The following is a 13,857-nucleotide window of genomic DNA, read 5'->3' on the forward strand; positions in this document are numbered from 1 at the left end:
GGCGTCCAGCTTCATCGTCGCCTTCAAGCGCTGGCGCGGCAGCACCCCCACCCGAACTTGCGCTTGTTAACCCCCGAACCTGCGCGTGTTAACCCCGAACTTGCGCGTGTTGCGCGCGAACTCGGCGATTCGTGGGCCCGACCGGTTCCGCCGGGCCGCAAGGCCCAAATACATCTCCAAGTCTGCCTGCCTTGGGTGGCAGGTAGCTCCCTGATAGCGGGAGCTAGCTGCCACCCAAGCGGCTATCAGTGAGCGCTCAGGAACCGAGGATGTCGCGGACGGCGAGCGAGCCGAAGACCATTGCCGAGCCGAGCGGCGCGCCGGGGCCGGGGTAGTAGGCACCGAAGAGCGACGCGGTGGCGTTCGACGTCGCGTAGAGGCCCTCGACCACGGAACCGTCAGGGCGCAGCGCGCGGGCGGCGGCGTCGGTGACCACGCCGCCCTTGGTGCCCAGGTCGGAGAGGACGAACCGGGCCGCGTAGAACGGTGCCACCGCGACCGGGTTCAGTGCCTTGTTGGCGCCGGTGCCGAACGAGAAGAACGTGTCGTACTCGTCGGCGCCGCGACCGAAGTCCTCGTCCACGCCGGTCTCGCAGAACTCGTTGAAGCGCTTCACCGAGGCAGGCAGGCTCGGCATCTCGAGCTTCTCGGCCAGCTCCTCCAAGGTGTCGGCTGTGATCCAGGTGCCCGCCGCGAAGTGCGCCTCGTGGTCGCCCTCAGGCATCGCGATCGCGGGCAGGTTGCCGCCCTCGGCGTTGTCGAAGACGAACCAGGACGGGATCCGCTTGGGGTCGGCAGCCATCTCCCGGCCGAAGCGGTCGTAGGGCAGGCACTCGTTGGCGTAGCGCTGGCCGTCGGCGTCGAGCATGACCCCGGAGCGGAAGCCGAGGGTGAAGGTGCCGGAGCCGTCCGGCTGCGCCAGGCCGGGGCAGAACCAGCCCTCGTCGAGCAGCCCGGTTGCCGCGCCGATGGCGGCGGCGGCGTCGATCGGCTCGCCCTGGTTGGTGCCGCGCGGCGCCATCGTCCAGGCGGCGGAGCCGGCCACCCCACGCGCCTCCCGGCGCTCCTGCGAGCCCTCGTAGCCACCGCTGGCGAGGATCACGCCACGGGTCGCGGTCAGCGTGACCGGGCCGGCCTCGGTCTGCGCGACGACGCCGCTGACGCGGTCGCCGTCCAGGGTCAGCTCGGTCATCGTGTGCCCGGTGAGCACGGTGCCGCCGTCACGGACGAAGGCGGCGAGCAGCCGGCCGATCAGGGCCTGGCCGCCCGACAGGGTGCGGCGTCCGCCCTGGCCCTGGCGGTCGCGCTCGACCGGCGGGCGCAGCAGCGCGTCGACCTGCTCGGGGAGGTCGGTGCGCAGGATGTTGGAGGGCTGGATGGAGCGGCCGCCGGAGACCCGGCCGGGACGGTCGTAGTACTCGGGGAAGGGGGTGAACTCGAACTCGATGAGCTCGTCCTCCTCCAGCTCGGCGACCAGCCGGGGCGCCTCGGCGAGGAACGCCTCGACCTTCGCGGTGTCGGGGTCGTCGAGCAGGGCGCCCAGGTAGGTGCGCGCCGACTCGGTGGAGTCGGCGATGCCGAGACGTGCCTGCACCTGGGTGCCGGGGAGCCAGCAGGCGCCACCGGAGTAGGCGGAGGTTCCGCCGACCTTGTCGGTGCGCTCGACGACGGCGGTCGAGAGTCCGTGCTTGGTGGCCAGGTGGGCCGCAGCCAGGGCGCCGCCTCCCGAACCGACCACGATGACGTCGAAGACCTGCTCGCTGCTCACTCGTTCTCCTCGCGCAGTGGGTATGTTCCACCTCACACGCTAGGGGTGTCTGGGGCTCCACGGTTGGCAGATCCCAGTGGTGGGGAGCAGCAAGGGTGCTCAGTCGCCCTGGTCGGCCTCCTGCGCGAGTCGCCGCTCGTGGAGCCGCTGCTGCGCTGCGGGCAGGTAGGTGAGGCAGGGCGCCTCCTGGTCACGGTGCTTCTCGTGCAGGTGGAAGATCCAGCGGTCCATCGCGGCCAGGTAGCCGTTGTCCGCACCGTTGCGATACGTGGACCAGTAGCCGCGGTCGGGGACGTTGCAGCGCACGCAGTTGAGCTTGTAGACGAACGCGTCGTCGTCGCCGACGGTGATCGCGACCCGGGCCAGCGGTCCGGCGTCGGCGGCCGCCTTCCGTTCGCGGGCGGCGCGGCTGGCAACCATGGTGAGACCCCTGTCTGTGGAGAGCCCTCCGAGCCTACGCCGATGGGCGGGGGCGCGCCGCGCTCGGTCCCGAGGGCGCACCTACAGCGCCCTCGGGGGAATTTCGCGGAAGTGCTTGCCAAGCGGACAGGCCTCGCGCTCTACTGGACACATGTCCAGTCAGGTGTCCAGTGAAGCGCGGTCGGGGCTCAATGCCCGCCAGGCCGAGACCTTCGAGCGCTTGCTCATCGCAGGCGCGGAGGAGTTGCGTGCGGTGGGGCACGAAGCGCTGACGGTGCGCAGCGTCGCCACCCGCGCCAGCGTCTCGCCGGCCACCGCCTACACCTACCTGGCGAGCAAGAACCACCTCTTCGCCGAGCTCTTCTTCCGCACCCTGGTGGCGGTCGAGCCGCCGGCGTTCAGCGACGCAGACGGCGCCCGGGAGCGGGTCCGCGCCGTGGTGCGCCAGTACGGCGAGCTGATGGTGGCCGAGCCCGAGATCGCGGCCGCGGTCACCCCGGCACTGCTCGGCAGCGACCCCGAGGTCGAGCGGCTGCGGCTGCGGATCGGCGCCGAGTTCGTGCGCCGCTTCGAGCTCGCGCTGGGCGCGGAGCGCGACCCCGACGTCGTCGACGCACTGGTGCTCGCCTTCTCCGGCGTGCTGCTGCAGGCCGGCATGGGGCTGGTTCCGTACGGGCAGCTCGCTGATCGCCTCGACGCCGTGAACGCGGTGATCCTGAAGGGAAACGTATGAGCACCTCGACCGCGGTCGGCTTCGACCCGTACGACTACGGGTTCCAGGACGACCCCTATCCCGTCTATGCGCAGCTGCGCGCCACGGATCCCTTGCACCACAACGCGAAGGACGACCTCTGGGCGATCACCCGGCACGCCGACGTGGTGCGGGCGCTGCGGGACGACACCCGCTTCTCCAACGCCATGGGCGTCTCCCTCGACGCATCGGCGTGGCGGCCGGACGCCTACAAGGTGATGAGCTTCCTGGCGATGGACCCGCCGCGCCAGACCCGGCTGCGCAAGCTGGTCTCACGCGGCTTCACGCCGCGCCGGGTCCAGGAGCTCGCGCCGCGCATCCAGACCCTCACCGAGCAGTACTTCGACCGTTGCCTGCAAGGGGATCTGGACTGGATCACCGACTTCGCCGGCCGACTGCCGATGGACGTCATCTCGGAGATGATGGGCGTGCCGGTCGACGACCGCGACGAGATCCGCCGGCTGGCCGATCTGGTGGTGCACCGGGAGGAGGGCGTGCGGGACGTCCCCGTCGCCGGGATGGAGGCCTCGCTGCACCTGGTGGCCTACTACGCCGAGATGGTCACCGCCCGTCGCGCACACCCCACCGACGACCTCACCTCCGCGCTCTGCCAGGCCGAGATTGATGGCGACCGCCTCGATGACGAGGAGATCATCGCCTTCCTCTTCCTGATGGTGGTGGCCGGCAACGAGACGACGACGAAGCTGCTCGGCAACGCGCTGTTCCACCTCGCCGCCCATCCCGAGCAGGCGCGAGCGGTGCTCGCTCCCGGAGCCGATCTGGTGGACGTCTGGATCGAGGAGACGCTGCGCTTCGACACCTCCAGCCAGATGATCGCGCGCCACCTGCTCGCCGACTTCGAGCTGGACGGCGTGGTGGCGCCCGCCGGATCGAAGGTGATGATCGTGCTCGGCTCGGCGAACCGCGACGAGCGGGTCTTCACCGACGCCGACCGCTTCGACCTCCATCGTGACAAGGACGAGCTGGCACAACTGGTCAGCTTCGGCGGCGGTCGGCACTTCTGCCTGGGCGCGAACCTCGCTCGGTTGGAGGCCCGGATCGCCCTGGCCGAGCTGGTGCGCCGGGTCGGGCGGATCGACGTCGACCATGACGCGGCGGTGCGGGTCCATTCCACCAATGTGCGCGGCTTCGCATCGCTCCCGATCCGGGTGGAGGCGCGATGAGCTTCGGGGCGCACCCGGACCGGCGTCCGGTGATCGTGGCAGGTGCCTCCTCGGGCATCGGAGTCGCAACGGCCGAATCCCTTGCCAGGCTCGGGCATCCGGTCGCGCTGGGCGCACGTCGCGTCGAGCAGTGCGCCGAGGTGGCGGCCCGGATCGAGCAGGCGGGTGGCGAGGCGTTCGCCCATCCGCTGGACCTCGCCTCGCAGAGCTCGGTCGACGCGTTCGTGGCCGCCAGCACCGAGGCGCTCGGCGACATCGAGGCCCTGGTCTGCAGCGCCGCGATCCTGCGCCCCGGCCGGATCGTGGAGACGGCGTCCGCGACCTTCGCCGAGGAGGTCGAGATCAATGTGATCGGCGTGCAGCGCCTGGTCGCCGCGGTGGTCCCCGGGATGGTCGAGCGACGTCGTGGCGACGTCGTCCTGCTCTCCTCGGACTGCGCCGACGCGGTGCGCCCGTTCATGTCGTCGTACGCCACCACCAAGTGGGCGATCGAGGGCTTCGCCCGGTCGCTCCGCTTGGAGACCGAGGGCACCGGCGTCCGGGTCGGCGTGGTCCGCCCCGGCCCGACCTGGACCGGCATGGGGATGGACTGGAACGCGGAGGACACCGCGATGGTGCTCGGCGGCTGGAGCAAGCTCGGGTTCACCCGCAGCGGCCACTTCATGAAGCCCGACGCCGTCGCCGACGTGATCGCCACCATGGTCAGGATGCCGCGCGGATCCTCCATCCCGCTGGTCGAAGTGCAACCCGAGATCGAACTGGAGAAGCCATGAGCATCACCACCGAGACCCACGCGCTGGCCGGGATCCCCGAGGTCTCCAGCCGGTTCCCCGGTCACGAACACGGCCACCTCGAGGACCTGCGCGACGATCCGATCGGCCTGCTGCACCGGGTCCGCGACGAGTGCGGCGACGTCGGCCGCTTCCGGCTGGCGGACCGCGACGTCGTGCTGGTCAGCGGCGCCGAGGCCAACGAGGCGTTCTTCCGGGCACCGGACTCCCTGCTGGACCAGGGCGAGGCGTACCCGTTCATGACGCCGATCTTCGGCAAGGGCGTGGTCTTCGACGCGACGCCCGAGCAGCGTCAGGAGATGCTCAAGAACCAGGCGCTGCGCGGCGACATGATGCGCGGCCACGCCGCGACCATCGAGGGCGAGATCAATCGGATGGTCGCCGAGTGGGGCGAGGAGGGGGAGATCGACCTGCTCGACTTCTTCGCCGAGCTGACCATCTACACGACGTCGTCGTGCCTGATCGGCAAGCCGTTCCGCGAGGAGCTCGATGCCTCGTTCGCGCATCACTATCACGACCTCGAGCGCGGCACGGACGCCTTGGCCTACGTCGACGCGTACGCCGACATCGAGTCCTTCCGGGTCCGTGACGCCGCGCGGATCAAGCTCGTCGAGCTGGTCCAGGCGATCATCGACAAGCGGGTGGTGCGGGGCCCCGTGCCGCGCGAGGAGCGCGACCTGCTGGACGTGCTGATCTCGCTGAAGAACCCGGACGGGTCGGCCTACTACACCGCAGACGTGATCACCGGCATCTTCATCTCGATGATGTTCGCCGGCCACCACACGTCGTCCGGGACGGCGGCCTGGACGTTGATCGAGCTGCTCCGCAACCCCGAGGTCCTCGAGGGCGTGGTGACCGAGCTCGACGAGCTCTACGCGGACGGCTCCGAGGTCTCGTTCCAAGCGCTGCGGGCGATCCCGCAGTTGGAGGCGGCGTTGAAGGAGACCCTGCGCCTGCACCCGCCGCTGGTGCTGCTGCTGCGGGTCGCCAAGGAGGAGATCGAGCTCGGCGGCCATGCGATCCCGGCAGGCACGATGGTCGGGGCGACGCCGCGGGTCTCGAACCGGATCGGCGAGGACTTCCCGGACCCGGACGAGTTCCGCCCGGAGCGCTACCTGGACCCGCGCCAGGAGGACCTGCAGAACCGGTGGACCTGGATCCCGTTCGGTGCCGGCAAGCACCGCTGTGTGGGCAACGCGTTCGCGATGATGCAGCTCAAGGCGATCTTCTCGGTGATCCTGCGCGACTACGCCTTCGAGATGGCGCAGCCCTCGGAGTCGTACCGCGACGACACCTCCAAGATGGTGATCCAGCTCGAGAAGCCGTGCCGGGTCCGCTATCGCCGGCGGACGCGATGAGGGTCGAGGCGGACGCCGACCTGTGCCAGGGCCACCAGATGTGCCAGGGCGAGGCGCCGAGCGTCTTCGGCTTCGATCGGGACGCCGACGTGGTGGTCCTGCTCGACGAGGCGCCGGGCGAGGAGCTGCGCGAGCAGGTCGCGGCCGCCGTCCGGTACTGCCCGGCGATGGCTCTGAGCGTCACCGGCTGATCGCAGGTTCGGGCGCAACAAGCGCAGGTTCGGGCGCAACAAGCGCAGGTTCGGGCGCAACAAGCGCAGGTTCGGGAATGGAGTGATGGGTGTGAGTGGCGAGTTGAGCAGGGCGGAGATCGAGGAGTTCTGGGCGGGCTGGCTGGAGGTGAACCGGGAGGCCGAGCGCACGGGGGACTGGCGGGTGCTGGCCGACTCCTACGCCGAGGACGCCAACTACGGCTGGATGTACAGCCACGACGAGCACTTCATGGCGGTGGGCCGCGACCAGATCCGGGACTGGGCGATCGGCATCGAGATGGACGGCTTCGACGGCTGGCACTACGACTACGTCTGCACGATGATCGACGAGCAGAAGTCGATGGTGCTGGGCTTCTGGAAGCAGCGCTCGGGGATCGTCGACGACGCCACCGGATCCGAGTACGAGATCCTCGGCATCGGCGGCTCCTGGTTCGGCGTCGAGCGGCAGACCTCCGGCGCGGACGCCGGCCAGATCAAGATCGCCTGGCAGCGCGACTGGTTCGACATGCCGTCGACCACGCACACCTTCATGCAGATCCTGGGGGCGAACAAGGCCTCCGACACGCTCCTCAAGCGGATGTCGGTCTTCGGCCACGAGGTGCCCGGGCACTACCACTACGACGACCTGCCCTCCACGGTCTGGCCGCCGCCGGTCGAGCGCGGTGACTACGTCACCCAGTCGCCGGCACCGAGCGTCGCGCCGGCCGAGGAGGCCACCGCATGACCGCCCTGGCCGCACCGGCCGCACAACAGCTGATCGACGGCAAGCTGGTCGCAGCCAGCGACGGCACCAGCTACCCGATCCTCAACCCAGCAACGGGTGCGGCGATCGGCACCGCCCCCGACGGCACCGCCGCCGACGTGGAGGCCGCGATCGCGGCGGCCCGCCGCGCCTTCGACGAGAGCGACTGGTCGACGGACCGCGAGCTCCGGCTGCGCTGCCTGCGCCAACTGCACGCGGCACTGCTCGAGCACGCCGACGACTTCCGCGCGCTGACCACCGCCGAGGTGGGCATGCCCAGCTTCATGATGGGCGCCGCGGGCTTCGACGTCCCGGTGGACGGCCTCAAGTGGGTCGCCGACCTGCTCGCCGACTATGAGTTCAGCGCCGACCTGGGCGAGGCCGCGCCGATGGGCATCGCGACCCGGCGCCGGGTGCTGCGCGAGCCGGTCGGAGTGGTCGCCGCGATCACGCCGTGGAACGTGCCGACCCAGATCAACCTCGCGAAGGTCGGACCCGCCCTCGCTGCCGGGTGCACGGTGGTGCTCAAGCCGGCACCGGACACTCCGTGGGTGGCCTGCGAGCTCGGCCGGCTGGTGGCCGAGCACACCGACATCCCGGCCGGAGTGCTCAACATCGTCACGCCGTCCTCCAACGAGGTGGCCGCCGTGCTCGCCAGCGACCCGCGCATCGACATGGTCTCCTTCACCGGTTCCACCGCGACCGGCCGGGCGATCATGGCGGCCGCCGCGCCGACGTTGAAGAAGGTCTTCCTCGAGCTCGGCGGCAAGTCGGCCGCGATCGTGCTCGACGACGGCGACATCGCCGCTGCCGCCGGGGCCACCGCCTTCGCGGCCTGCATCCACGCCGGCCAGGGCTGTGCGCTGACCACCCGGCTGGTCGTGCCACGCGAGCGCTACGAGGAGGCGGTCGCGGTGGCCGCCGCCACCATGGAGTCGATCGGTGCCAAGGACCCGGCCGACCCGGGCGCGATCTGCGGTCCGGTGATCTCCCGGGCGCAGCGCGACCGGATCGCCGCCTACTTCGAGATCGCGCGTGCCGAGGGTGCCACCTTCGCCACCGGCGGCGCGGTGATCGACCAGGACGGCTGGTGGGTCCAGCCGACCGTGATCGCGGGCCTGGACAACTCCTCGCGGCTCGCCCAGGAGGAGATCTTCGGCCCGGTCCTGGTGGTGATCGCGCACGACGGCGACGACGACGCGGTGCGGATCGCCAACGACTCGCCCTACGGACTGTCGGGGTCGGTCGACTCGGCCTCGCTGGAGCGGGCGCGAGCGGTGGCGGCACGGATCCGGACCGGCACGATCGCCGTCAACGGCGGCGTCTGGTTCAGCCCCGATGCGCCGTTCGGCGGCTACAAGCAGTCCGGCCTCGGCCGCGAGATGGGCGTGGCGGGCTTCGAGGAGTACCTGGAGATGAAGACGCTGGCAGAGCCTGCGGAGAGGGGAGTCTGATGAGGTTCGCGGAGAAGGTCGCCGTCGTCACCGGGGCGGCGCAGGGGATCGGCGAGGCGTACGCGAAGGCCCTTGCCGCACAAGACGCAGCGGTCGTCGTCGCCGACCTCAACGTGGACGCGGGGGAGGCCGTCGCCAAGCAGATCGAGGCGGACGGCGGCCGGGCGATCTTCGTGCGCACAGATGTCTCCGACCCGGAGTCGGCGAATGCGATGGCGCAGGCCGCGGTGCAGGCGTTCGGCGGGATCGACCTGCTGGTCAACAACGCCGCGATCTACGGCGAGATGGCCTTCGACCTGTTGGTGACCGTGGACTGGGACTACTACCGCCGCTTCATGAGCGTGAACATGGACGGCGCACTGGTGGTCACCCGCGCCTGCTATCCGCACATGCAGGCCCGTGGCGGCGGCGCGATCGTCAACCAGTCCTCGACCGCGGCCTGGCTCTACTCGGGGTTCTACGGTCTGGCGAAGGTCGGCATCAACGGCCTCACCCAGCAGCTCGCCCACGAGCTCGGCGGGATGCGGATCCGGGTCAACGCCATCGCGCCGGGCCCCACCGACACCGCCGCCACCCGGACCCAGGCCGGGGACGCCGCGCACGACATCGTGCGCAACTCGCTGGCGATCAAGCGGATGGGGCAGCCGGAGGACATGGTCGGCGCCTGCCTCTACCTGCTGAGCGACGACGCCTCCTGGGTGACCGGCCAGATCCTGGCGGTGGACGGCGGTCAGGTGTTCCGCTCGTGAGCGCCCTGCGGGTCGGCTTCGTCGGCCTCGGTGACATCGGCCGGCCGATGGCGTTGCGGCTGGCCGCCGCGGACGGCGCCGAGCTGGCGGTCTTCGACCTCAACCCGGTGCCGCTCGCCGAGCTGGCGGCGGCCGGGGCCCGGGTCGCGGAGAGCCTTGCCGCGCTCGCCGACGGCGTGGAGACGGTCTGCGTCATGGTCCGTGACGACGACCAGGTCCGTGCGGTGCTGGCAGAGCTGATCGCCGCCGTCGGCAGCGCCGAGTCGCCGACGCTGCGCACCGTGGTGATCCACTCCACCGTCGCTCCGACCACCCCGGCGGAGCTCGCCGCTGCCGCGGCCGAGGTCGGGGTCACCGTGCTGGACGCCCCGGTCTCGGGCGGCGCGATGGGCGCCGCTGCGGGGACCCTGGCGATCATGGCGGGCGGATCGCCCGAGGGCTTCGCCGCGGTCCGTCCGGCGCTGGAGGCGATGGGCACCAAGGTGGTCCACGCCGGCGAGATCGGTGCCGGCACCCGGTTCAAGCTGGCCCGCAACCTGATGCACTTCGTCTCCTTCACCGCCGCCACCGAGGCGCAGCGACTGGCGGAGGCGGCCGGGCTCGACCTGCTCGCCCTGGGCGAGGTGGTCCGGCACACCGACACCGTGACCGGAGGGCCGGGCGCGATCATGCATCGCGCCACCGCCGCGCCGATCGAGCGTGACGACTTCTGGTTCGACGTCTTCAGCCATGTCCGGGCGCTGGGGGAGAAGGACCTGCGCTTCGCCGTCGAGCTGGCCGAGGGGCTGGGCGTGGAGACGCCGCTGGCCCGGCTCGCACTCGAACGCCTGGGCACCGGCCTCGGCCTGCCCGCCGACCAGAGGATCTGAGAGGACCGAGATGACCGAGCGCTTCGCCGACCTGCCCGAGACCCGCCGCCGTGGCCTGACCAAGATGGAGGAGGTCTACGGCTTCACCATGTCCGACGGTGAGGGTGACTTCTTCGGCTACACCGCCGACCATCTCTTCGCCGACATCTGGACCCGTCCGGGGCTCAGCGATCGCGACCGCCGGCTGCTGCTGATCGGTCTGCTGGCCGGGACCGGAGCGCACGACGTGATGGGGATCCAGGTCCCGGCCGCGCTCCAGGCCGGCGACCTGGACGCCGAAGCGCTGCGCGAGATCGTCATCTTCCTCTCGCACTACGCCGGGTGGCCGGTGGGCGCCCGGCTCAACAGCCTGGTCGAGGAGACCATCGCCAAGCAGCGCTGAGCGCGCTAAAAACCTGCTCGGAAGTGTGAGCCAGGTCATAACTTTCAAATAGAACCCTCGTTGAGACATGTGCAGACCGCTTCCGTGAGGATCGAGACAGATGACTGGCATTCGACGAGTCGGTGGGCGCCGCCAGGCGGCCGGTGCCGCTGCGTTCGGCATCGCACTGACCCTGGCCCTGGCCGCCTGCGGATCGCAGGTGGCACCAGATGACGTCGCTCGTGCCAACGGCACGGTGCGCGCCGGCAGCAATGTCGATCCTGGGGCGGATTCGGGGGCCCCAGGCACCGATGCCGGCGTTCCCGGCGACCCGGGCCTCGGCGACACCGGTGACTCCGGTGCCGACGTCGGCGATTCTGGCGACACGGGAAGCGTGCCGGGCGACACCGGCAACGACGCCGCTCCGGGCAGCAACCCCGGGGCGGCGCCGGTGAAGGGCGAGAACGCCTCAACGGGTGACGGCCCCAAGGGCAGCTGCAACGGGTTCAAGAACCAGACCGGGATCACCGCAGACAAGATCCTGCTGGCCAACGCCTCCGACCTGTCGGGGCCGGTGCCGGGCATCTTCGAGTCCGCGCAGATGGGCACCCGTGCCTACGTCGCCTACTTCAACTCCCAGAGCGACATCTGCGGCCGCAAGCTCGACGTGCTCGCCCTCGACACCCGGGCCGATGCCGGCGCCGACCAGCAGGCCTACCTCAAGGCGTGCGACCAGGCGTTCGCCGCGGTCGGCTCGATGTCGGCCTTCGACTCCGGCGGCGCGGCCACGGCCCAGAGCTGCGGTCTGCCGGACATCCGCTCCACGATCGTGAACCCCGAGCGGCAGAAGTGCAGCACCTGCTTCGCCACCCAGGTCGTCGACACCTCGAAGATCGGCGTCGCCTACGCCAAGTGGCTGCGCAGCAAGTACAAGAGCGCCACCGACAGCGCCGCCGTGCTCTACATCAACGCAGGCGCCGCGCCGCCGAACGCGAAGTCGCTGGCCTCTGCCTGGGGCAAGATCGGCTACGGCGTGAAGTACGTGCAGGGCATCGACGTCGCCGAGTTCAACTTCGCGCCGTACGTGCAGCAGATGAAGAGCAAGGGCATCAAGCTCGTCTACTACCAGGGCCCGTACCAGAACACGGTCAAGCTGCAGCAGGCGATGAAGCAGCAGGGCTTCAGCCCCGAGGTGATGCTGGCCGACGGCACCGTCTACGACAAGCGCTACGTCGACCAGGCCGGCGGCGTCGGCGACAAGACCTTCGTCTACCTGACCAACGACATGTTCGAGGCCAACAACAAGGAGATGCAGCTCTACCTCTCCTGGCTGCAGCAGGTGAAGCCGGGCGCGGCGCCGAACATGTACGGCCTCTACGCCTGGTCCGCCACCCGGCTCTTCGTGGAGAAGGCGCTCTCCCTCGGTGGGCGACTCGACCGCAAGAACATGATCTCCGCGCTGCGCGGGGTCGACAACTGGACCGGCAACGGGCTGCACGCCAAGCAGCACATCGGTCGCGGGCTCGGAGCCGAGTGCAGCAAGGTGATCCAGCTCCAGGGCAGCAGTTGGAAGCAGGTCAGCCCGGGCGACTACCTCTGCGCGCCGATGGTCGCCACCGGCATCGGGGGCTGAGCCGGTGAGCGGGTTCTTCGCCTTCGTCGTCCTCGGCGTCTTCACCGGGGCGGCCTATGCGATCGCCGCCAGTGGCCTGGTCCTGACCTACGCCACCACCCGGGTCTTCAACATCGCCCACGGTGCCTTCGGGATGGTGCTGGCCTTCACCTTCTGGGACTTCTCGGTCCGGCAGGGGATGCCGACCTGGTTGGCGCTGTTCCTGGTGCTGGGCGTGGTCGCGCCGGCGATCGGCTGGTTCATCCAGCGCTTCGTGACCAGGAACCTCGGCTCGGCCCCGGTCAGCGTCTCGCTGGTGGTCACCGTCGGGCTGCTGGTCGGGCTGATCGGCGTCGCCCAGTACCTGTGGCCGCCCCAGTCGCGGATCCTGCTGCCGTTCCGGCCCGAGTCCGGCTACCAGGTGGGTGACACCTACATCACCGCCCACCAGCTGATCACCATCGTCTGCTCCATGGTGGTCGCGCTCGCGCTCTACCTGCTGCTGAACCGCACCCGGGTCGGCACGGCGATGCGCGCCGCGGTCGACAACCCCGAGCTGCTGCAGCTCTTCGGCGGCCAGCCGGACCGGGTCGCACAGCTGGCCTGGGCGATCGGCATGTCGCTGGCCGCGCTCGGCGGCATCCTGCTGGCGCCCGTCGTCGGCCTCGACTACTACGCACTGACCCTGCTGGTGATCAACGCCTATGCGGCGGCGATGCTCGGCCGGCTCAAGAGCCTGCCGCTGACCTTCGCCGGAGCGATGGCGCTGGGCATCCTGGAGAGCCTGGCGGTGGGCTACCTGCCGACCGAGGGCTTCATCGCCGGCATCCGACCGGTGATCCCGGCGCTCTTCCTGTTCCTGCTGCTCATCCTGCTGCCCCAGGCCCAGCTGCGGATCGGCCAGGTCAAGGGCACGGTGGCGGCTCCGGTGCCGACCCTGCGCCGGGCCGCACTCTGCGGTGCCGGGCTGATCGTCTTCGTCATCGCGATCACCACCGGCATGTCGGAGGCCAACCTGCTGCTGGTCGGCACCGCCGCGACCTTCGCCATGGTGATGCTCTCGCTGGTGCTTCTCACCGGCTACGGCGGCCACGTCTCGCTGGCGCAGCTGACCTTCGCCGGTGTCGGGGCGCTCACCTACGCCAAGCTGGACGAGCCGAATCTCTACGGCCTGCTGCTGACCACCCTGATCGCGGCCGGCGTCGGTGCCCTGGTGGCGCTGCCGGTGCTGCGCCTGACCGGCCTCTACCTGGCGCTGGCCACCCTCGCGTTCGGCGTGCTGATGGACAAGATGATCTTCCAGGAGGAGTGGGCCTTCGGCTTCAACGGAGCCCTCAGTGCGGAGCGTCTCTCCATCCTCGGCGTGCGGATCGAGTCCACCAGCGGCTACGTCCTGGTGATGGTCTGCTTCCTGGTGCTGACCTCGCTGGCCGTGCTGGCGCTGCGCCGCGGCGTCGTCGGCCGGCTGCTGATCGCCCTGCGCGACAGCCCGTCGGCCTGCACCACGCTCGGCCTGGACCAACGCTGGTTCCGGGTTGCGCTCTTCGCGGTCTCCGCCGGGATCGCCGGCCTGGCCGGCGGCCTCT

General features: G+C 70.3%; 14 protein-coding genes. 12 read left to right on the plus strand and 2 right to left on the minus strand.

The window, feature by feature from the left end:
* Positions 1 to 256: 256 nt before the first annotated feature.
* Positions 257 to 1,768 carry an FAD-dependent oxidoreductase gene (locus ABD151_RS19905; protein WP_343996601.1) on the minus strand — a complete coding sequence of 504 codons (1,512 nt, stop codon included), beginning with the start codon at positions 1,766 to 1,768 and terminating at the stop codon, positions 257 to 259.
* 99 nt (positions 1,769 to 1,867) lie between these two features.
* Positions 1,868 to 2,188, minus strand: coding sequence for a hypothetical protein (locus tag ABD151_RS19910; protein ID WP_343996602.1), 321 nt, complete (start codon positions 2,186 to 2,188; stop codon positions 1,868 to 1,870).
* A gap of 151 nt (positions 2,189 to 2,339) precedes the next feature.
* Between ABD151_RS19910 and ABD151_RS19915 the strand changes: the two genes are divergently transcribed.
* From ABD151_RS19915 to ABD151_RS19970, 12 genes are all read left to right on the plus strand, one after another.
* Positions 2,340 to 2,921 carry a TetR/AcrR family transcriptional regulator gene (locus ABD151_RS19915; RefSeq protein WP_343996603.1) on the plus strand — a complete coding sequence of 194 codons (582 nt, stop codon included), beginning with the start codon at positions 2,340 to 2,342 and terminating at the stop codon, positions 2,919 to 2,921.
* The gene (locus ABD151_RS19920; RefSeq protein ID WP_343996604.1) at positions 2,918 to 4,123 is read left to right on the plus strand and encodes a cytochrome P450; all 1,206 of its coding nucleotides are present in this window, start codon (positions 2,918 to 2,920) and stop codon (positions 4,121 to 4,123) included. The genes ABD151_RS19915 and ABD151_RS19920 overlap by 4 nt, the downstream gene beginning before the upstream one ends.
* A complete protein-coding gene (locus tag ABD151_RS19925; protein WP_343996605.1) occupies positions 4,120 to 4,896 on the plus strand; it encodes an SDR family oxidoreductase in 777 nt (258 codons plus the stop codon). The genes ABD151_RS19920 and ABD151_RS19925 overlap by 4 nt, the downstream gene beginning before the upstream one ends.
* Positions 4,893 to 6,272, plus strand: a complete 1,380-nt coding sequence (locus ABD151_RS19930; protein WP_343996606.1) for a cytochrome P450 — start codon at positions 4,893 to 4,895, stop codon at positions 6,270 to 6,272. The genes ABD151_RS19925 and ABD151_RS19930 overlap by 4 nt, the downstream gene beginning before the upstream one ends.
* Positions 6,269 to 6,463 carry a ferredoxin gene (locus tag ABD151_RS19935; RefSeq protein ID WP_343996607.1) on the plus strand — a complete coding sequence of 65 codons (195 nt, stop codon included), beginning with the start codon at positions 6,269 to 6,271 and terminating at the stop codon, positions 6,461 to 6,463. Before ABD151_RS19930 ends, ABD151_RS19935 begins: the two co-directional genes overlap by 4 nt.
* Positions 6,464 to 6,554: 91 nt before the next feature.
* Complete coding sequence (locus tag ABD151_RS19940) at positions 6,555 to 7,208, plus strand: hypothetical protein (protein ID WP_343996608.1); 654 nt, start codon at positions 6,555 to 6,557, stop codon at positions 7,206 to 7,208.
* Positions 7,205 to 8,680, plus strand: coding sequence for an aldehyde dehydrogenase (locus ABD151_RS19945; protein WP_343996609.1), 1,476 nt, complete (start codon positions 7,205 to 7,207; stop codon positions 8,678 to 8,680). The genes ABD151_RS19940 and ABD151_RS19945 overlap by 4 nt, the downstream gene beginning before the upstream one ends.
* Complete coding sequence (locus ABD151_RS19950) at positions 8,680 to 9,429, plus strand: SDR family oxidoreductase (protein ID WP_343996610.1); 750 nt, start codon at positions 8,680 to 8,682, stop codon at positions 9,427 to 9,429. The genes ABD151_RS19945 and ABD151_RS19950 overlap by 1 nt, the downstream gene beginning before the upstream one ends.
* Positions 9,426 to 10,298, plus strand: a complete 873-nt coding sequence (locus ABD151_RS19955; protein WP_343996611.1) for an NAD(P)-dependent oxidoreductase — start codon at positions 9,426 to 9,428, stop codon at positions 10,296 to 10,298. Before ABD151_RS19950 ends, ABD151_RS19955 begins: the two co-directional genes overlap by 4 nt.
* Positions 10,299 to 10,308: 10 nt before the next feature.
* Positions 10,309 to 10,680 carry a carboxymuconolactone decarboxylase family protein gene (locus ABD151_RS19960; RefSeq protein ID WP_343996612.1) on the plus strand — a complete coding sequence of 124 codons (372 nt, stop codon included), beginning with the start codon at positions 10,309 to 10,311 and terminating at the stop codon, positions 10,678 to 10,680.
* 100 nt (positions 10,681 to 10,780) lie between these two features.
* Positions 10,781 to 12,292, plus strand: a complete 1,512-nt coding sequence (locus ABD151_RS19965) for an ABC transporter substrate-binding protein (protein ID WP_343996613.1) — start codon at positions 10,781 to 10,783, stop codon at positions 12,290 to 12,292.
* 4 nt (positions 12,293 to 12,296) lie between these two features.
* On the plus strand, positions 12,297 to 13,857 hold a 1,561-nt coding region (locus tag ABD151_RS19970), incomplete at its 3' end, for an ABC transporter permease (RefSeq protein WP_343996614.1).

This window comes from Nocardioides dubius (assembly GCF_039528155.1).
Lineage (GTDB): Bacteria > Actinomycetota > Actinomycetes > Propionibacteriales > Nocardioidaceae > Nocardioides > Nocardioides dubius.

Coding starts and splice junctions, on each gene's coding strand:
- ABD151_RS19960 (WP_343996612.1), top strand. CDS start 10,309: ATGACCGAGCGCTTCGCCGACCTGCCCGAGACCCGCCGCCGTGGCCTG.
- ABD151_RS19945 (WP_343996609.1), top strand. CDS start 7,205: ATGACCGCCCTGGCCGCACCGGCCGCACAACAGCTGATCGACGGCAAG.
- ABD151_RS19915 (WP_343996603.1), top strand. CDS start 2,340: ATGTCCAGTCAGGTGTCCAGTGAAGCGCGGTCGGGGCTCAATGCCCGC.
- ABD151_RS19910 (WP_343996602.1), bottom strand. CDS start 2,188: ATGGTTGCCAGCCGCGCCGCCCGCGAACGGAAGGCGGCCGCCGACGCC.
- ABD151_RS19930 (WP_343996606.1), top strand. CDS start 4,893: ATGAGCATCACCACCGAGACCCACGCGCTGGCCGGGATCCCCGAGGTC.
- ABD151_RS19925 (WP_343996605.1), top strand. CDS start 4,120: ATGAGCTTCGGGGCGCACCCGGACCGGCGTCCGGTGATCGTGGCAGGT.
- ABD151_RS19920 (WP_343996604.1), top strand. CDS start 2,918: ATGAGCACCTCGACCGCGGTCGGCTTCGACCCGTACGACTACGGGTTC.
- ABD151_RS19950 (WP_343996610.1), top strand. CDS start 8,680: ATGAGGTTCGCGGAGAAGGTCGCCGTCGTCACCGGGGCGGCGCAGGGG.
- ABD151_RS19965 (WP_343996613.1), top strand. CDS start 10,781: ATGACTGGCATTCGACGAGTCGGTGGGCGCCGCCAGGCGGCCGGTGCC.
- ABD151_RS19935 (WP_343996607.1), top strand. CDS start 6,269: ATGAGGGTCGAGGCGGACGCCGACCTGTGCCAGGGCCACCAGATGTGC.